Raw genomic sequence first — 18,455 nt, forward strand, 5'->3', positions numbered from 1 at the left:
CGGAAGACGTGCTCGGGTCCGCGTGACATCTCCGTCTGGGCGACATCCGCCAGTTGGTCTTCTCGCGCTCTATCGCTGTCGACGATGTCCTACCCGCGAGAGTTGGGACTGGCGGCCTCGGCTGCGCCCGCCCCAGGCGGGGCGGGCGCAGGTCACGCGGCGCGTGGCGGTGCGGGTTGATGCAGGCGGAGCAGGCGGGCGAGTGTGGCGGCTTGGTCGACAGTAGGGAGGCCGGCTTCGGCGGCCAGTGCCTGGATCTCGGTCTCGGTGTCGGGGGCGGTCAGGTATCGGGCCATCGACGGCGTCCCCGGCAGAACGGCAGGATCGGGGTCGGGGTCGGGGTGCGCGGTCGGGGCCTCGCCGCCGGCTGCCCGCGTGGGCGGGGTCGGCGGCGACGGCCGTGGCGGGAATGGCGGCTACCTTCATCGCTGTGGCGCTGACCGTCGCAGGGAGGATCGACACCGCTGAGTTGCTCGGCCACCTGAGATAGGCAGCCGCACCGCTCTCACCCCTGCCGAGGGGCTGGCCATATCGTTAGCCTGCGACAGCCGGACCCGGTCACGCTACCGCGCGCCTCGGATCTGCCCAGCGTGGCAGTGTCTCCGAACGGCTGGCGGGGGATCTCGCCTCGATTGGTGGGTGCGAAGTAAACCACCCGACGAAGCTGCATTTGAGTGAGTCGTAGACAGCAGCGTGGCACCGAGCAGGTGGCGGGTGCGGTCATTCGCGGTGCCCGCGGCATGCTCATCGCACGATGGGCGGCGCGAGCGGCGGCGTCCATGCCGCGCTGCCCGTGGCACTGGAGGTTACGGCAGTCGCCGCGCCCTTGACGGTCCTGAGCGGTCAGGCTTGGGCGTTGAGCAGCCGGTCGAGGTTGACGGCGGTGCTGATCAACGACAGGTGGCTGAACGCCTGCGGGAAGTTGCCGATCTGCTCGCCGGTGCGGGCGACCTCCTCGGAGTAGAGGCCGAGTTCGCTGCTGTAGGTGAGCATCTTCTCGAACGTCAGCCGGGCCTCGTCGATCCGGCCGGACTCCGCGAGGGCCTCGACGTACCAGAAGGTGCACATGCTGAAGGTGCCCTCCTGTCCGGGCACCCCGTCCGGCGAGGCGGCCGGGTCGTAGCGGTAGACGAGGCTGTCCGAGACGAGGTCGGTGTCGATGGCGCGCAGCGTGGACTGCCACATCGGGTCGGTCGGCGCGATGAACCCGACCGACGGCATGGCCAGCAGCGCCGCGTCGAGGTGGTCGCAGGCGTAGTGCTGCACGAAGGCCTGGCGCCCGGGATGAAATCCGCGCGTCATGATCTGGTGGTAGATGAGGTCGCGGTTGGTCCGCCACCGGGCGATGTTGCCGGGACGTCCCCGCCGTACGGCGATCCGGATCGCCCGGTCGAGCGCCACCCAGCTCATCAGCCGCCCGTAGGTGAAGTCCTGCCGCCCGGCGCGGGTCTCCCAGATCCCGTCCTCCGGCTGGTCCCAGTTTTCGCAGACCCAGTCCACCGCGCGGCTCAGCCGCAACCATTCCTGGTAGGAGGTCTGCAGACCGGACCGGTCGGCGAGGTCGACGGAGTTCAACGCCTCGCCGAAGATGTCCAGTTGCAGGTGTTGGGCGGCGCCGTTGCCCACCCGGACCGGTCCGGACCCCCGGTAGCCCTCCCAATGTTCGAGCAGCTCCTCGGTCATCTCCGGTGAGCCGTCGACCCGGTACATGACCTGCAGCGGCGCGGTGCCGTTACGGGCGTCCTGGATGCGGTCGTTGAGCCACTGGAGGTAGCGCTGCGCCTCGTCGACGAAGCCGAGGCCGAGCAGGGCGTGCACCGAGAACGACGCGTCGCGGACCCAGGTGTAGCGGTAGTCCCAGTTGCGCTGCCCGCCGATGCGCTCCGGCAGCGAGGCGGTGGGGGCGGCGATCAGCGCGCCGGTCGGCGCGTACGTCATCAGCTTGAGGGTCATCGCGGAGCGCTCGACCATCTCCCGCCACCGTCCGGTGTAGTGGGACCGGTCGAGCCAGCGCCGCCAGAAGTCTCGGGTCCGGGTGACCATGTCCCGCGCCTCGTCGATGCTGATGACGCGGGGCGGGTCCGTGGAGGCGGTCTCCAGCAGGATGCCGCCCTCGTCGCCCTCGTGGAAGGTGCCGATCACGCGGACGCGCTCCGGGGTGCGTTCGTAGTACTTGTCCGGCTCGCGCTCGATGGTGCCGATCGGATTGAGGGTGAGGGTGGCGGTGGCGCTGCGGAAGACGTTGCCGTCCGGATGCTGTTCGAGTTCGTGGGTGTCGCGGCCGTAGTTGAACCGGGGTTGGCAGTCGACGCGAAAACGCATCGTGCCGCGCACGACGCGGATCAGGCGCAGCATGCGGTGGCGGTCGGTGGCCTGTTCACCGGCGACGGGCATGAGGTCGGTGACCTCGCCGACGCCGTCCTCGCTGAGGAACCGGGTGATCAGGATGGGGGTGCCGGGCACGTACAACTGGGTGCTCGTGTACTCGGTGCCCTCCGGGCAGATCTGGAAGTGGCCGCCGTGGCGGCGGTCGAGGAGCCCGCCGAAGATGCTCGGCGAGTCGAAGCGGGGTGCGCAGAACCAGTCCAGCGTGCCGTCCTTGCTGATCAGCGCCGCGGTCTGCAGGTCGCCGATGAGGCCGTGGCCCGCGATCGACGGGTACCTGTCCACCGGGCCTCCCCTCGCCCTCGCCTGGCCACCGTGGGGCCACCCGCTGGCGCGCTCGCGCTGCCGCCCGCGGCGACTACCCGTTGCGACGCCGGAAACACCTCGCGCCCGGGCCGTGCTGACCGGCCAGGCCGCCGGTAGGCGCGGCCGTCCCCGGGTGGCCCGGCGCGGGTGGGGGTGGGATCAGCGCCGCCAGCGCAGCGGGCCGGGGTGGATCGACCAGAGCAGGCGTCGCCAGCGGGGGCGGGTGGCGCGCAGGGCGTCGACGTAGCCGGTGGCGATGCCGGTGGCCTGGTCGGCCTGCGCCGCGCTGGCCGTGCCGGGGGCGAACGCCACCTGGTTGAGCAGGCCGGCCAAGGTGTCGACGTCGGCGTCGGGCGGTACGTCGCCGCGCCGGGGAGCGTCCGCGGTGTCGGTCGGGGTGACGGCGCGGCGGGCGCGGGCGGCTACCTCGGTGGCGGCCAGGTCGTCGCCGACCGGGTGGCCGGCCAGGCGCAGCGCGTCGGTGACCTCCCGCCAGGCGCCGGCGATGCGCTCGCCGGGGTCACCTCGCCCGAGGCGGGCGCGGGTCAGCGAGCGGCGCATCGCCAGCAGGGTCAGCAGCACCGCCCCGACCAGTAACAGCAGGCCACCCGTGCCGCCGCCGAGGAGCGCCGGCGTCGACAGGCCGCCGTTGGTGTCCGGTCCGGCGGCGTCGGCCGCCGGCTCGGGGGACGCGGTCGGCTCCAGGGTGGGCGCCGGGGCCTCCGACGGGGGCGGGTCCTCCGGCTTCGGCCGGAAGTCCTCCTCCACGGGGCGGGGCTCCTGGTCGGGGCGGGGCATCGGGTCGAACGGCACCCAGCCCAGGCCGTCGAAGAGCACTTCCGGCCAGGCGTAGGCGTCACCGGCGCGCACCGGACCGTCCCCGGTGGACCGGAAGCCGACCACCACCCGGGTGGGCAGCCCGGTGAGCCTGCCCAGGACCGCGAACGCGGCGGCGAACTGCTCGGAGGTGCCGCGCTGCCCGCCGCCGTTGCGGGGGCCGAAGAGGAAGAAGCTGAGGTTCGGGTAGGCGTGGCCGCTGGGCGCGTCGGCGACGACCCGGTAGTGCTCGGCGAGGAACTGTTCGATGGCGGCGGCGCGGGCGTACGGGGCGCCGTTGTCCTCGGCGAGTTGGGCGGCGAGGCGGGTCAGGGGTTCGGGCGCCCCGTCGGCGACGCGCAGCACCCGGGCCACCGCCTCGCCGGCGGGCACGTTCGCGGTGGCGAGGAGGTTGGTGTCCGGCTTCTCCCGCGCCGAGGTGACCGTGTAGCGCAGGCCGGGGGTGAGTCCTTCGGGTCGGATCAGGGTTCCGGTGGCCGGGTCGTACGCGACGCGTGCGCCGCTGACCTCGCGGGGGGTGGCGACGGCGGGCAGCAGCCGCCCGGTCAGTTCGGCGACGGTGATGTCCTGCCGGACGGTCTCCACGGTGCTGTCGCGGGCCGGGTCGGTGGCGGGCAGGATCCGTCCGGCGTTGCGGTAGGTGGCGCCTACCCGCCAGGTGACGCCGTCGTAGTCGCTGAGCACCGCCAGCCGGATCCGCACCGTGCTCCCGCCGGCCGGGTCTGCCGGTTCACCGTCGCCGCCGGTCGGTTCGTCGGCAGGGTCACCCGACGGCCCCGCTGGCGGGCCGGCGGACGCGGCCGGGACGGCGCCCTCGCGTCGCGTCGTCACGTCCAGGAGCTGCTGTTCGGGGTGCAGCGCCCAACCGGAGATGCGGATCAGCGGGTTCTCGTCGAGGGTCTCCACCTGCGGGGGCTCGACGTAGCGGCGGGGGTCCACCGGCCGCCCGTCGACCCGTCCGACGATCGCCGGCCCGAGCAGTGCCACCAGGGCGACCACGACGGCGACGCCGACCGTCGCGCCGGCGGCGAGGCGGGCGCGCACCGCGACCCGGACGCGGGGGGCCAGCCCGGCGACCGGGTCGCCGCCGCTGCGGGCGGGCCGGTTGGAGGCGGCCAGGCCGAGCGCCGCGGCCGCGACGAACAGGACCGTGGGCCAGAGTGCGGGTCCGGCGTTGGGGCCGACGACGTAGAGGGCGCCCGCGTACAGCAGCGCGGGGGGTAGGTAGCCGGCGAGGACCCGGCCGGCGCGGACCGCGACCTCGGTGCCGGCCAGCCCGGCCAGCCAGGCGGCGACCAGCGGCACGAGCACGGTGTCGGGGGCCGGCTCGACGGGGATCATCGCGGTGAGCAGGCGGGGGATGCCGTTGCGGGCGGCGTCCCCGGCCACCTCGGCGAGGCTGCCGGGCAGGTCGGCGTGGGTGGCCGCGACCCGCAGCGACCAGGCGGTGTAGCCGGCCATGGCCAGCACCGACAGGGGTGCGACCAGCCAGGACGGCAGCCGTCGGGCGGCGACGCTGACCAGCACCGACCCGGCGGCCGCGCAGGCCACCAGTTGCGGCAGCAGCGGCCCGGCGTAGACACGGCCGAGCACCACCCCGGCCAGCGCGGTCATCGTGACCAGCGCGAGGGGCACCGGCAGGGCCCGCAGCACGGCGGCGACCGGGCCGGGGCGGCCACCCGAGTCGGGGGCGACGTCGTCCACCGGGGCGGGGCGGGCGTCGCGGACGGTCACCACCGGCGGACCCCGTCCCACTCGGCGGCGAACTCCGCGCCGTCGGCGGCGTCGATGACCACTAGGCCCGCGGTGCCCGGCGGCGTCGGTTCGGTCGCGCCGAACACCCCGACCACCACCGACGGGTACGCGCCGCGCAGCGCGCCCACGTGTCCGAGGTCGCCGCGCCCGCCGGGGCCGGTGAGCACGACGAGGGTGTCGCCGAGCCGGTCGCGGCGCAGCCGGGCCGCCGCCGCCCGCAGCGGGTCCTCGTCACCGGCCGGTGCGACGGCGACGAGGTCCACGGCGGCGAGCCGGTCCAGCGGCCCGCCGGGACTGCTGGTCTCCGTCCCGACGGTGTCCTCGGTGTCGGCCCGCCACCGGACGCGCAGCACCGCCCACGTGCGCGCCGCCGCGCCCCGCCCGGCCGGGGCGGAGTCGCCGTCGTCGTTAGTGTTCGCGCCCAGGGTGTCGGGGACGGTCATCAGCAGGTGCGCCGGCAGGTCCGCCCGGTGCGCGGCGGTCAGCACCGACGCGGCCGCCTCGCACGCTGACTCGAACGACACGGCCACCCCGTTGCGCCGGTCGGGATGCGCGGTGGCCCGGTTGTCGAGCAGCACCACGATCCGGGGCAGGCTGGTGTCCACGTTCTCCCGCACCATCAGCTCACCCACCCGGGCGCTGGTGCGCCAGTGCACCCGGCGCAGTTCGTCGCCGACCACGTACTCCCGTAGCGAGTCGAAGGTGATCGACCCGTGCGCCACCGCGTCGACCCGCCCGTCCAGGCTGCGCCCCGCGCCGGTCGGCACCGCGGCCATGGGGTGCACGCGCGGATACACCCACACCGGCACGGTCGCCCCGTAGGAGCGCGAGGCCGACACCAGGCCCAGCGGGTCGCGGCGGGTCACCCGCAGCGGCCCGACGCGCACCACGCCCCGGCGGCGGGTCGGCACGTCGTAGCGGACGGTGGTGTCGGTGCCCGGACGCAGCCGCAGCAGGGGCACCGGCACCGCCTTGTCGGCGCAGCGGTCCTCGGCGAGCAGGTTCGCCGCCCGCAGCCGGGCGGTGTTGCGCACGGTCAGGGTCATGCTGGCCGGCTCGCCGCGGCCGACGCGGTCCGGGTCGGCGTGCCGGGTGACGGCCAGGCGGGGCCGCCAGGCCGCGACCACGGCGGCGTAGCCGACGGCGGTGGCCGCCGCCGCGCCGAGCAGCGCCAACTCCGGGTACGCGTAGCGGAAACCGACGCCGAGCAGCAGCACGGCGGCGGCGAGCAGCCCGACACCCCGGGCGGTGATCCCCACGGCGGTACGGCCGGTCAGCCCTGCACCGGGGCGGGCTGCCCCGACGGCAGCGGCACCGGCACCGACGCGACGGCCTGGCGCAGCACCTCGGCGGCGGTCACCCCGCGCACCTGCGCGTCGGGGGTGAGCAGCAGCCGGTGCGCGAAGACCGGCTCGGCGAGGGCCCTGAGGTCCTCCGGCATGATCCAGCCCCGCCCGTCGATGAGCGCGTACGCGCACGCGGCGCGGGTCAGCGCGATCACCCCGCGGGGGCTGACGCCGACGCGGACCTGCTGGTGGGTGCGGGTGGCGGCGGCCAGGCGCACCGCGTACGCGTAGAGCGGTTCGGCGATGTGCACCCGGCGGGCCATCTTCACCATCTCCCCGACGGTGGCGGTGTCGGTGACCGCGGTCAGCGCCTCGGGGGAGCGGACGGTGGCGCCGCGCAGCACCTCCACCTCGACGGCCTCGTCGGGGTAGCCGACGGACAGCTTCACCAGGAACCGGTCGAGCTGCGCCTCCGGCAGCCGGTAGGTGCCGTCCATCTCCACCGGGTTCTGCGTGGCTACCACGAGGAACGGCTGCGGCACCGGGTGGCGGACACCGTCCACGGTGACCGTGCGCTCCTCCATCACCTCCAGCAGCGCCGACTGGGTCTTCGGCGAGGCCCGGTTGATCTCGTCGGCGATGACGATGTTCGCGAACACCGGCCCCGGGTGGAACTCGAACCCCCGGGTGGCCTGGTTGAAGATGGTCACCCCGGACACGTCGGACGGCAGCAGGTCCGGGGTGAACTGGATGCGCCGCCACTGGCCCTTCACCGTCGCGGCGATGGCCCGGGCGAGGGTGGTCTTCCCGACGCCCGGCACATCCTCCAGCAGCACGTGACCCTGGGCGAACAGCGCGGTGAGCGCCAGCCGGACGACCTCCGGCTTGCCGAGCACGACCGAGTTGACGTTCTCGGCCAGTCGGGCGGCCAGGGCGGCGAAGCCCTGCACCTCCGGCTGGGTGAGCGGCTCGTGGGTGTTCACGTGGTGGTGCTCCTTGCCTGGGTGGTTCAGCAGGTGGGCAGGACGTTGATGTTGTCGCCGCCCTCCAGGTTCAGCCAGGCCCAGGGAATGTAGTTCTTCCCCTCGTAGTCGACCTGCACCCACCAGGTGCTGCGCTTGTCGTTGTTGTAGATGTAGGCGTAGACCTCTTCACCGGACTTCTTGCAGTACGCCTTGAGCCGGGTGCCGGGCTTCGCCCAGCCGACCTGCCGGTTGTTGTCCTGGCGGGTCACCGAGAAGATCTCGTTGCCGTTGCGGCCGCTCACATCCTTGTCGCAATAGGTGGCGGTCTCGCCCTCGGCGCCGTTGTGGCAGGTCGCGATGCCGTAGAGCGCGTCGGTGCTCTGCGGGCGGGTGACGCTGCCCTTGCCGGCGGCGTTGCTCGCGGTCACCGTGAACGTGTACGCCGTGCCCGGCGTCAACCCGCTCATCGTGATGCTGGAGCAGGCGCCGCTCTTGGCCGGCTCACCGGGTGTGGTCAGCGTGCAGGTGGCCTGCCCGCCGCCGGCGTCCACGGTGAACGTCACCGTCGCCGCGGTCGCCGTGGCCGACGACCCGGTCACCGTCACCCGGGGTTCCGCGACCGTGCGGGCGGTGGCGGTGGCCTCCGGGCCGGCTCCGGCCTCGTTGACCGCCTTCACCTTCACGGTCACGTTCTGCCCGTTACCCAGGCCGGTCAGCGTCGTGCGGGTGTCGGTCACCTCGCTGGTACGCCCACCCACCTCGACCTGGTACGTGGTGACCGGGCGCCCGTTCGGTTCGGCCGGCGCCCACTGCACCGACACCGTGCCCGGCTGGTTGGCCACCGTGCTCGCCCGCAGCTCGCCCGGCCGACCCGGCGCCGCGAACGGCACCACCGTGTTGCTCACCGGGGAGGCCGCGGAGCCGGCGCCCTTGTCGTTGACCGACACCACCGTGAACGCGTACTGGGTGCCGTACTCCAGCTCACCGGCCGGCACCACCAGCTCCGTCTTCGTCGACTCGCCCACCGGGGCGTTCGTGCCCGCCGACGTCGCCGTCACCGCGTACTTGGCAATGGTGTTGCCCTGCCCGTTCGCGGCCGGCCAGCGCACCAGCACCGTCCCGTCGGGGCGCTCCTGCGCGGTGACGCTCGCCGGCGGGTCCGGCACCGCCGCCGTCGGCGTCACCGGGTTACTGGTCCGCGACGGCCCCGCGCCCTTGGCGTTGACCGCGTGCACCGAGAACCGGTACGTCTCCCCATTGGTCAGGCCCGTGATCTCCACGGCCCGCTGGTTCGCGCCCACCTCGCGCTTCTGACCCGCGCCCTCCACCACATATTTGGTGATCTCCGCGCCGTTCGCGGTCGCCGGCCGCCAGCTCACCCGCGCCTGCGCGTTGCCGGCCGCGGCCGTCACGCTGCGCGGCGCGCTCGGCTTCCCCACCCGAGGCTTCTTCGGCGGGGGTGGCGGCGGAGCCACCGGCGGCGGGTCGCCACCGAGCACGTCGTTGGCGTACTTGTTCACCTCACGCACCTGGTGCTTGTCGTCCACCACCCGCGCGGTCGACGAGTCCGGGGCGTTGATGAACAGGTGGTTCTCCCGCACCTCCAGCTCCAGCGGCCCGGTCGCCTTCCCCTTGACCGTGTCGACGAGCTTCCCGTCGGCGTCGAACGCGTAGAGAGTTCCGGTGGCCTCGTCGGCGCAGTAGAACCGGCCCGCCCACGCCACCGCCGGGCTCAACCGGTCACCGGTGCCCGGCACCGCGAACGCGCGCTCCTCACCGCCGGCCTCACCGACCACCAGCACCCGCCGCTCACCGGGCAGCGTCACCGGCACCTTCGGCCCGCTCGTACGCGCCGGAAGCGCACCCGGTGAGGCCATCGTCAGCTTCGTCGGGCGCACCGTGCCCTGCTGCACCGTCACCAGCGCACCAGCCGTGCGGTCCAGCACCGCCACCCCGTCATCCAGCGTGGACACCACCAGCTCGTGGCTGGGCTCCGCGACGTCGTACGTCTCCACCTGCTTCGGGCTCAACCCACCCGCGGCGCCCGGCGACGCGGGCTTGGCCGGCAGCGCCCCGGCGGTGATCGCCGAGACGGTGCCCTCGCTGGGCACCGCGATCCACAGACGGCCGGTGCCGTCGAACGACCCGCCGGTGATGCCCGGGGGGTAGCGGATCGGCTCACCCACCGGCGACAGCGACCGCGGGTCGAGCTGGCGCACCACACCCTGCACCGCGTCGACCACGAACGCCGCGTCCTCGTGCAACGCCACGTTCACCCCCAGCCCGGGCGTGGTCCGCGTGGTCGCGGTGATCTGCAACGTCGCCAGGTCCAGGGAGCTGACCTGACCGGTGTTCAGGTCCCGCAGCACCAGCAGCCGGTCGGTCTGGGTGACCTGCATCGGGTGCCGACGCGCGCCCGGCACCTCCGTGCGGGTGTCCACCCGCGCGGTGACCCCGTTGACCCGGGCCAACTCGCTGCGCGCCGCGCTCCACAGCCACGAACTCGCGTCGTAGCTGGCCACCGCGTTGTCCGCCGCGCCCAGGCCCAACACGGTCAGACCCATCGCGGCGAGCAGCGCCGCCACCGTGCCGATCGTGACCAGCCCACCCCGCAACCGCCGCGAACGGGGACGAGGATTGTCGGGCCCGGTGCTCACGGCATCGTCGATGGTGGCCACAACCGGCTGCCTCCCGTGTCGTCGTGGCAGGTGGCGCGCCCTGCCGGCGACCCCTCCCCTGAGCCGGGTGCCATCATAGGGGCCCGCCCCGCGCGGGGGGAACCCGTACCGTCCGCCTGTGGACACCCAGCGTGTCCGCGATGGACGCGCAGGTCACCCCGACGGAGTGCGCCGCTCACGATCGGTGCACACCTGCCCGGAGGTGGCGAACGTGTCCGTCGACCACACCGCCAACACCGTGAAGCAGTAGTCCACCCGGGCGCTCAACCCGTTCACCGTGTAACTCGTCTGCCCCGGATCCACCGTGGCCATCACACCCAGCGCCTTACCCGTCCGCCCACCGGCCACCATGAACGGCACCGTCCCACCCGACGGATCCGTCCACGACAGCGTGATCGTCGCCGAGTCGTCCCGCAGCTCCAGATCACCCGGTGGCGGGCCGCTCGCCCTCGGACCCGCCGGCACCGGCGACGACCCCGGACCCGCCACCGGCGTACCGTCGCGACTCAACACCAGCGCACCAACCCCGGCCACCGCCGCGACCGCCACCCCGATCGCCGTCACCGCCACGGCCACCGCCGCCCGGCTCCGGCCGCGCGACGCCGGCTCCTCCATCACGGAGTACGCGGACGACGGCGCCATCTGCCCCGGGTAGGCGGACGGGGCGGGCGGCCGGTACGGCTCCACCGGCGGATACGTGACCGCCTGCGCCGCGGCGGGGTGCGGCTGGCTCGGGACGGTGTCGTAGTGGGCCGGGGCCGGGTGGGACTGACCGGCGTTGGTGTGGCGGTGTCCCTCGGCGAGCGGTGGGTTCGGGTTCGCTGGAGCTTTCGGGGCCTGCGTCATCGTGTTCGACGCGGGATGGGCGACGGGTGCCGCGGTGTTCGGGTGCGCCGACGGGACCGGGGCGACCGTGCCGGGCGCTGCCCCGCCAACGGACGTCACGCCAGCAGCGACGTACCCGGGCGTCACCGGCTCGGACCTGCCGCGCTCGTCGAACGTTTCGCGCCCGGGCGTATCCGTCGCGGGCTGATCGGGCCAAGAGACCAGCCCCTGGTCCAAATCGTCCGCGTCGAGCGAAACGTCCTCAGCTGGCTCGGCCTCGGCCGCGTCCGAAGTGGGCAGCGGCTGCGGCGGCGCCGTGGCCGCCCACGCCGGGGCGGTCATACCCCACGGCGGTGCGCTCACCGGCGGAGCGCTCACCTGCTGCGGGTAGCCCGGCGGGCCGCTCACCGGCTGCCCGGGCGGTCCGCTGACCGGCGGGAAGTAGCCGGGCGGCGCGCTGATCGGCGGCGCCGAGACCGGCTGCAGCTCGACCGGGCCGTACCCAGGCTGGCCCGGCGGGGCCGACACTGGCTGAGCTGGGCCGTACCCGGGCTGACCGGGCGGCGCCGACACTGGCGTCGGAGGTGCGGGTGGGGCACTGAACTGCTGCGTCGGGTACGGCGACACCGGCGCCGGCTGTCCGCCGGCCGCCCCTGCATGGTCTGGGGCGCCTGCTCTGGCCCGCGCGATCTCCTCCTCCAGCAGCGGCCCGATCTGCTGGACCTGCACCGTCGGGTTGTCCCAGCCGGGCGTCTGCGGCACCGGAGAAGGTGCCGGGGGACCAGGCGCCCGCGAAGCAGGAGACGTAGGCGACGCGGGTGGCGCAGCCGGGCGAGCAGGCGGAGTCGTCGCGGCGGGCGCTGACGGCTGCGGCGGGGCGGTAGTCGTCGCCGGGTCGGCCGTCCAGGACGCGGGAGGCTGCGGCGGAGCCCAGGGCGATGCCGGCGGCGAGGAGACCGGCGCGGCAGCGCCGGGCGCCCCGGCCCAGGCCGACACGGGCGACCCAGGCGGGCGCGCGGGGTGCCCTGGGTGCCCGGCCGACGGGTTGGACGACGTCATAGGTGCGGGCACGGAGCGAGCCGAAGGCGGCTGCCCGGGCGGAGCCATGGGCGCCGGCCCGGGCGACGTCGCAGGAACGGGCGTGGGGGGAGCCACAGGTGCAGGTCGGGGCGCCGCCGCGGGTGCGGGCGCAGGGGAAGCGAGAGATGACGGGCCGGACGGTGCCGCGGGTGAGAGCCCGGACGGGGCCGCGACGGGCGGCGGCGTCGGTCGGGTCGGTCGACGGGTCGGCGGCAACGTCGCGAACGCCATCGTCGGTCCGGACAGCGCCGCCATCGCCCCCTGGTCCGGTGCGACGGGACCGGCGGCGGCAGGCGCGGGCACCGGGTCGGGGTGGCCGAGATAGCGGCGCGCGGTGCGTACCGCCGGATGGTCCTCGCCGAGCACGGCGGGGCCGGCGTTGGCGACCCGGGCGTAGTTGCGGCGGGCCTCGTGCCGGTTGCCGAGTTCCTCGGCGACACCGGCGAGGTCGTAGGAGATGGCCAGCATCAGCGGGTCGGACGGGTCCCAGCGGCGCTCCCCGGCCGCGTACGCCTCCTCCAGCACCCGGCGGGCGGCCATCGGGTCGTCGGCCTCCCGGTGGAACCGGGACAGCAGGTGGGCGGTGTTAAGAACATCCGGGTGGTCCTCGCCGTACGTCCGGCGGGCTGCCCCGACGGCCTCGGCCAGCAGCTCACGGGCAGCGCTCAGATCGCCCGCGTCGCGCAGTGCCAGTGCCCGGTGCGCGGCGGCGGCCAGAGGGGAGGGGTGGGACACGTGGTCATGCTGCCGGGTGGACCCCGGCGAACGCTACCCGGACCCGCCTCGATGGGCGGTACGTCCGGTCTGACCAGCGGAACGAGCGGGGCCGCTGGGGCGGGGGAGCGCGATGTGCATGATCCACCTCGGGCGTGTACAGTAACTCCCCGTGCGGCCCGCCGGGCCGGCTCACGGTGTGGAGATCACCGGAGCCGGCGAGGTAGGCTGAACACACCCAGTCCGGGTGGCGGAATGGCAGACGCGCTAGCTTGAGGTGCTAGTGCCCGTATAGGGCGTGGGGGTTCAAGTCCCCCCTCGGACACGAACCAAATCCCAACGGTGCTCGCCAAGATCAATCGCGGCGTGCACCGTTTGTGTTTCTGCGGAGTAGGTCAGCCTCAGCCGCAGGCTGCGGTAGAGGTCGAGCTTGTGCTCAGGTTCGGCTTCCTCCAGCGCCGCAGCGATGTCGCCCAGTTCGGTGACCAGCGCGGCGATGTCCTCGGCGGTCATCGAGTCGATTCCATCGTTCCTGGGCGCAGCGGGACGGCTCGCCAGCGCAGCGTCCCGCTGCTGTTCAGCCTCGGCGATCCATGCCGCTACGACGGTCGGGCTGGCTCCCTCGTCGAGGGCCTGCTTGTAGCGAGCGATCTTCTTGTCGAACTCGGCGGTGATGTCGCGACCCGCCCGCGGCGGTGCCGCCGGCTGGACCTGCGGGCTGAGCTGGTGAGCCAGCTGCTCGATCGTCTGATCGCGCTGTGATGGGTCGAAGACTGAGGCGATCCATTGGTCGATAGGCCGGGTCGCCAGGTCTTCGCGCATGATCACGTTTTTGGGGTGGTCGACGCGGTTGGCCAGGGCGTAGTCGGATGGGTAGCGGCACCGGTAGTAGGCCACGTCGTGGGAGTGCTGGCCCTGCATGCGGCGTTCGCACACGGAGCAGTAGATGAGGCTTTTGAAGACGTACGGGTGTCGTGTGCGGTGCGGCTTATGCGCGGCGGGCTTGTGCGCCCGCGATCCGAGCAGGTCGCGAGCGGCGTTGAAGACCTCTTCGCTGATGAGAGGTTCGTGTACGACCTCCTGCGAGGTGATCCACTTGTCTCGTGGGTTCCACCGCATAACGGGCATGTGCCCCAGCGCGACGTCGTCCACGTCGACCAGTACTTCGTCGGTGCGCTGCTTGTTCCAGACCTGCCTGCCGGTGTAGCGGGGATTGGTGAGGATCACGCGGACGGCGCTTTTCGCCCAGGCGCGACCGTCGCGGTGAGGGTTGCGTTGGTGGTCGTAGGCCGAGGGGGAGAGGATGCCCTCGCTGGTCAAGGCTTCCGCGATAGCGAAGATCCCGTTGCCGTTGAGGAAGTCGCGGTAGATGCGCTGCACGACGGGGGCGGTCTGCGGGTCCGGGGTGAGGCCGTGCAGGCGTTTGCCGTCGGCGGCCTTCTGCGGATTCGGATGCGGGCCAAGGTCTTTGAGCATGTAGCCGTAGGGCGGTCGTCCACCGAGGTAGCGGCCCTGTATGTGTGCCTGGGTGGCCATGGCGCTGCGGACCCGCACCTTCACGCGGGTCCGCTCACCCTTGCTCATGCCGCCGAAGACCGACATGACGAGGTCATGGGCCTCGTTGTCCGGATCGATAGGGCCACCCACCTCGGGAACCCAGAGCTTGACGCCGAAGTGGGCGAAGATCGGAACGGTCAGCCCGTACTGATTGCCGTAGAAGGCGCGATGGGGCTCTCCGATGACCACGTTGTCAAAGCCTCGGTTAGGGTCTCGCAGGGCTGCCAGGAGCCGAGTTGCGTTGGGCCGCCGAGGCCAGGGAATCGAGCGGCTGTCCCCAACATCGAAGAAGCTGGCGACTATCCTTACCCCCACGGGCTTGACGAGGTTCTCGGCGAGCATGAATTGCCAGTTGTACGAAGACTCCGGATCTTGATTGTCCTCGGTGGAGACTCGTCCGTAGAAGGCAAAGCAATGCGCGTAACACGAGCTTCCGAGGAGTTGGTGTGTGTTCATTCAGGCTCCATTGTGTCGGGCGTTCTTCGCTTTTCTGCGCCGGTCGCGGACTTCGAGTAGTAGCCGAAGCAGCGCCTTGGTAGCTGGTGCATCGAACGTGGGTGGTGCATCGGGCAGGATTACCGATGGGTCGGATGAATTGCGTTGCGACCTGTTTGTATTGTAGTTTTCGTCGGCTGATCTGTGCTGTCTGGATTCGCTATTCGGCATTGTTCCCCAAGACAAATGGCGGCGCTCTCGCGCGCGGTGATCTGGCCATTCGGGGGCCTCCAATTCGTTCCGCGTGATGGCATGAATGAGTCCATCGAGCAGATACTCGATGGGCTCGTGGTAATCACGTATTCTTTACCCGCTCAAATAGCAGATTCGGCAGGCGGGGTCGATAAAGTGCGAGCTCAACTCCGACGCCTGTCCGCGGCCAGCGACTCGACGTCGCGAGAAGATCCGGACAGCTGTTCGATTGCGAGCTCGTCATGGTAGAAGGCCGGCGCGCTACGACCCCTCCGGCGGGCAACGGGAGTAGAAGGCGGCCGGCAGGAAGCTGCATGCTGGTGGAGGTCAGGCGCCGTCAGCGGCTGCTCCGCAACGACGTCGGATGGGGGATGGAACGGGGAAGGCTCCACCGAGAAGGGATCTCGGTGGGGCCTGCGCTGGTGGGCCGCGAGTTGGCTATCCGGTCACGACGGCTCGTAGTTCGGTGACGGTGACGGTGGCCGTGGTGGTGGTCGTGATCGCCGGCTCTGTTCCGGAGAACCCTCCACCGCTCCACGAGATATCCCAAGTGGCGACCGCGCTGACCGTGAACTTGCCACTGGGCTCGCTCGCTGAGGTCTTGGTGTACATGTCCGCAGTCGGGTGATGCGGCGTTCGGGTTCGCCGACCGAGTCCATGGAGTCCCCGGTCCGGTGCACACCGTGGTCGTACCGTCGCCGGCGTACCAGATGATCTTTCGTGGTTCGCGCGGTGATGGCCACTGGCTACCTCCGTTCCTCGGGCAGCTTCCCGCTGCGAGGCTGGACTGGGCCGTCGTCGTGCCACTCCTAGACCGGCCCCCTGCTAGGGCTCGGATCCAGCATCGCCTTGGGGGTCCTGAGCGGAGTCGTCACGTTGGTCCTGACCGGACTGGTGGTGGCAAACCGGCTCCACAAGCTCGTCTAGTAGGGCTGCGCAAGCCAGCAGTGCCCTGCCCTGTGGAAGGGCAGGGCACTGCTATTGAGCGACAACGACCATCATCCTTCCGTCGGCGAGGTTCCCCCGGAGGGGCCAGGTGGGTCTGTGCCCAAATCTGCCGAGCAGCCAAACCGGCGGACATGAGCGGACGACAGCGAACCCGGGCGCCACGGCGGGCACGAGGACCAGGCGGTGGACCAGCACCCCGGAACCGACTCGCGATGAGCAGGTCGGGCCGGCACGGCCGGCTGCGGTGGTCAGTCTGTCGTCCCCGGAACCGGTGGCCGGTACTGGTAGACGTCGAAGCCATCGAGCTTGTCGGCGAGGGCGTAGACGTGTTCCATGGCGGGTGCCGGGACATCCTTCGCTCCGAGGTAGAAGCCTGTCTGAGGCAGCTTGACCATCATCGGCGGACTGCCGTGAGGGGTCACCTCCACCGGCATCAGCCTCCCGTCAACCGGGCCGCCCAGAAACCACGCCTCTACCGCGGTAGGCCGCCGGTCGAGGCGGGCCTGCTGCCAGGCGAGCAGGGTCGGTCCGATCAGTGCCCAGCGGGCGTCGGAGATGTCACTGGGGTAGGCGCGGCGAGCGGTCACGGTAGAGATCTACTCTGGACGCCGCGGTGAGGGCGGCAGCCGATACAGGCGGCGATTCAGGGTCAGGTCTACGTCAGACGGAATCCGCACCGCTTATCGAGAGAAAACAGGCGCCGGCTTGCGCGTCAGCGTCGTGGAATATCGCTACTTAGCAGGCTTACAGCACGAATAGGACGCACCGAAAAAGACTCAAACCAGGACAGCATTTCATCGAATGCCCTCTGAGAGGGCGGTTCGGAGTGTTAGGTCCGTTTCTGGGTGAGGGTGAATACTCCGGGTTCGTCTTCGGTGAGGACGTGGCGGTTGACCATGCGTTTCAGCTTCGCGCGGGTGCCTTCGACGTGTTTCGGTGAGGGCTCGACGCCGAGGGCGAGGCAGATGCCTTTGGCGCGCATGCCGGCGGGCGCGGTGCCAAGGATGTGCAGGATCTGCTGGTAGGGCCCGCTGGCGATCGTCGGGTCGTCGGCGGTGAACTCGTCGGCGGCGAGAGTGCGCAAGGTGGTGCGGGTGGTCGCGAGGTCGGCCAGTTCGCTGTCGAGGCGGGCGAGTTCGCCGGTCAGTGCGGTGATCTGCTCGCGGAGCCGTTCGGCGTGCTGGCGTGCGGTGGTCTCCTCTCAGAGGCCCCGACGACGCGCCGATCAAACTCAGCACAACCGTGCGCATGCTCAGCAGCCACAAGCCAGCCCACCACGCTCGTCAACGCGGACGTGCACGCCGCGCGTCGGGTTGAGACACAGAACCGGCCCCGCCCGGGGGATGGGCGGGGCCGGTTCTGATCGGGTGGGAGTCAGGTCATCGGGCGTTCGCGGGCAGGGTGGTGAACTCGCCCTCGGCGGCGCCGCCGTTGACGGCGTCCCACACCCCTGAGGTGAAGGTGAGCACCGGGCCGGTCGGGTTCTTGCTGCCGCGTACCTGCACCTGGCCGTCGCCGATGAACTGCATTTCCACGCAGTTGTCGCAGTTCGGGCCGGACCGGGTGGACTTGAACCACTGGTTCAACGGGCGCAAGGCAGTCGTCATGGGGCCTCCTCCTTTGTGCTGGCGGCGGTCGGGGTGCCGCCGGTTGTCCGGGCGGGGGTGGTCTCGGGTAGCTCGCCGTGGGCGAGTAGATCGGCGAAAGCGTCCGCCCACGGCCGGCACCGGTGCGGCTTCTTGCAGACGGGGCATTTGCCGTCGCGCATGGTGTGCGCGTGCAGCTTCTTCCGCCAGTCGGCGACCTGCACTGGCGTGGGGGCGCTCACTGCTTGCCGTCCACGTTGGCGCGGATCGCGGCCACTGACACCTGCGCCTCCACGCACCACGGGGCGGTGCAGTCGCCGTCAGGCCACACACACTCGATGTGGTGGCCGCGCACCCACACCCGTCCGCCGATCGGGTTGCCGTACACGCGCAGCACACGCAGGTCGAGGTAGCCGGCGGCGGGTGTGCCCTGCCCGGCTCGCCATTCCCCCGCCCGCAGGTACAGGCGTGTGCCCTCGGGCACGTCGGGTACGGGCGGGGCGGTCACGGCTGTTCCGGTGTGGCAGCCCGGAACCGGGTCGACCGGTTCGGCGGTTCGGGCGTGTCGGTCGGGGTGCTGGCGCATTCGGAGGCGGTGGTACCCGGCGGGGGCATGTGTGGGGCGGGCGGCTCGTACCGGTCCCGGCCGGGCACGTTGCACCGGAAGCTCCATCGGGTCACGCGTTCACCCCCACGGGTTGCGTGTGGTGGCCGGCGAGGCTGCAGATCCCCGGTCGGCCACCACACAACCATCGGCAGCGACAGGCCACGCCACATACGGCAGCGACCCGCCACGCCATTCCGTGCCGGCCTAAAAGATCGACCGACGTGGGTAGCGTGCCCGTT

The 18,455-nt window shown here is 72.0% G+C and carries 12 protein-coding genes, 1 tRNA gene and 2 pseudogenes; 1 reads left to right on the forward strand and 14 read right to left on the reverse strand.

Annotated elements, in window-relative coordinates; all coding sequences use genetic code 11:
- Nucleotides 1-152: 152 nt before the first annotated feature.
- The 8 genes and pseudogenes from GA0070620_RS33905 to GA0070620_RS33915 all read right to left on the reverse strand — a co-directional run.
- The gene (locus GA0070620_RS33905; protein WP_231922045.1) at nucleotides 153-296 is read right to left on the reverse strand and encodes a hypothetical protein; all 144 of its coding nucleotides are present in this window, start codon (nucleotides 294-296) and stop codon (nucleotides 153-155) included.
- 547 nt (nucleotides 297-843) lie between these two features.
- Nucleotides 844-2,670 (reverse strand): glycoside hydrolase family 15 protein, encoded by a 1,827-nt coding sequence (locus tag GA0070620_RS32365; protein ID WP_091597640.1) that lies wholly within the window; start codon nucleotides 2,668-2,670, stop codon nucleotides 844-846.
- Between the two features lie 180 nt (nucleotides 2,671-2,850).
- Nucleotides 2,851-5,283, reverse strand: coding sequence for a transglutaminase domain-containing protein (locus tag GA0070620_RS32370; protein ID WP_091597643.1), 2,433 nt, complete (start codon nucleotides 5,281-5,283; stop codon nucleotides 2,851-2,853).
- Nucleotides 5,259-6,542, reverse strand: coding sequence for a DUF58 domain-containing protein (locus GA0070620_RS32375; protein ID WP_091597646.1), 1,284 nt, complete (start codon nucleotides 6,540-6,542; stop codon nucleotides 5,259-5,261). Before GA0070620_RS32375 ends, GA0070620_RS32370 begins: the two co-directional genes overlap by 25 nt.
- A 14-nt stretch (nucleotides 6,543-6,556) precedes the next feature.
- The gene (locus GA0070620_RS32380; protein ID WP_091597649.1) at nucleotides 6,557-7,552 is read right to left on the reverse strand and encodes an AAA family ATPase; all 996 of its coding nucleotides are present in this window, start codon (nucleotides 7,550-7,552) and stop codon (nucleotides 6,557-6,559) included.
- A 26-nt stretch (nucleotides 7,553-7,578) separates the two neighbouring features.
- On the reverse strand, nucleotides 7,579-10,212 hold the full coding sequence (locus tag GA0070620_RS32385) for a fibronectin type III domain-containing protein (RefSeq protein ID WP_091597651.1): 2,634 nt from the start codon (nucleotides 10,210-10,212) through the stop codon (nucleotides 7,579-7,581).
- Between the two features lie 153 nt (nucleotides 10,213-10,365).
- Complete coding sequence (locus tag GA0070620_RS34190; RefSeq protein WP_172836352.1) at nucleotides 10,366-11,058, reverse strand: fibronectin type III domain-containing protein; 693 nt, start codon at nucleotides 11,056-11,058, stop codon at nucleotides 10,366-10,368.
- Between the two features lie 1,572 nt (nucleotides 11,059-12,630).
- A pseudogene (locus GA0070620_RS33915) lies at nucleotides 12,631-12,852 on the reverse strand (tetratricopeptide repeat protein); the annotation flags it as partial.
- Nucleotides 12,853-13,072: 220 nt separating this feature from the next.
- On the opposite strand from GA0070620_RS33915, the gene GA0070620_RS32395 reads away from it, so the two are divergent.
- Nucleotides 13,073-13,156, forward strand: a tRNA-Leu gene (locus GA0070620_RS32395).
- Here the strand turns inward: GA0070620_RS32395 and GA0070620_RS32400 are convergent.
- The 6 genes and pseudogenes from GA0070620_RS32400 to GA0070620_RS32430 all read right to left on the reverse strand — a co-directional run bounded on the left by GA0070620_RS32400 (nucleotide 13,138) and on the right by GA0070620_RS32430 (nucleotide 18,117).
- Entirely contained in the window at nucleotides 13,138-14,844 is a 1,707-nt protein-coding gene (locus GA0070620_RS32400) for a recombinase family protein (RefSeq protein WP_091597654.1), read from the reverse strand. The two genes, GA0070620_RS32395 and GA0070620_RS32400, sit on opposite strands and share 19 nt — an antisense overlap.
- Nucleotides 14,845-15,513: 669 nt before the next feature.
- Complete coding sequence (locus GA0070620_RS33920) at nucleotides 15,514-15,687, reverse strand: hypothetical protein (protein WP_231922047.1); 174 nt, start codon at nucleotides 15,685-15,687, stop codon at nucleotides 15,514-15,516.
- A gap of 803 nt (nucleotides 15,688-16,490) precedes the next feature.
- Nucleotides 16,491-16,610 (reverse strand): annotated as a pseudogene (locus GA0070620_RS32855) (IS5/IS1182 family transposase); the annotation flags it as partial.
- Nucleotides 16,611-16,852: 242 nt separating this feature from the next.
- A complete protein-coding gene (locus GA0070620_RS32415) occupies nucleotides 16,853-17,107 on the reverse strand; it encodes a hypothetical protein (protein WP_091597659.1) in 255 nt (84 codons plus the stop codon).
- A 295-nt stretch (nucleotides 17,108-17,402) separates the two neighbouring features.
- The gene (locus GA0070620_RS32420) at nucleotides 17,403-17,630 is read right to left on the reverse strand and encodes a DUF397 domain-containing protein (protein WP_091597662.1); all 228 of its coding nucleotides are present in this window, start codon (nucleotides 17,628-17,630) and stop codon (nucleotides 17,403-17,405) included.
- Nucleotides 17,631-17,847: 217 nt separating this feature from the next.
- Nucleotides 17,848-18,117 (reverse strand): hypothetical protein, encoded by a 270-nt coding sequence (locus GA0070620_RS32430; RefSeq protein WP_091597668.1) that lies wholly within the window; start codon nucleotides 18,115-18,117, stop codon nucleotides 17,848-17,850.
- Nucleotides 18,118-18,455: the final 338 nt, after the last annotated feature.

It is taken from the genome of Micromonospora krabiensis, assembly GCF_900091425.1.
Lineage (GTDB): Bacteria > Actinomycetota > Actinomycetes > Mycobacteriales > Micromonosporaceae > Micromonospora > Micromonospora krabiensis.

Bases quoted from the DNA above. Each gene is read 5' to 3' on its own strand.
- GA0070620_RS33905 (WP_231922045.1), bottom strand. From the start codon at position 296: ATGGCCCGATACCTGACCGCCCCCGACACCGAGACCGAGATCCAGGCA.
- GA0070620_RS34190 (WP_172836352.1), bottom strand. From the start codon at position 11,058: ATGACGCAGGCCCCGAAAGCTCCAGCGAACCCGAACCCACCGCTCGCC.
- GA0070620_RS32400 (WP_091597654.1), bottom strand. From the start codon at position 14,844: ATGAACACACACCAACTCCTCGGAAGCTCGTGTTACGCGCATTGCTTT.
- GA0070620_RS33920 (WP_231922047.1), bottom strand. From the start codon at position 15,687: ATGTACACCAAGACCTCAGCGAGCGAGCCCAGTGGCAAGTTCACGGTC.
- GA0070620_RS32420 (WP_091597662.1), bottom strand. From the start codon at position 17,630: ATGACGACTGCCTTGCGCCCGTTGAACCAGTGGTTCAAGTCCACCCGG.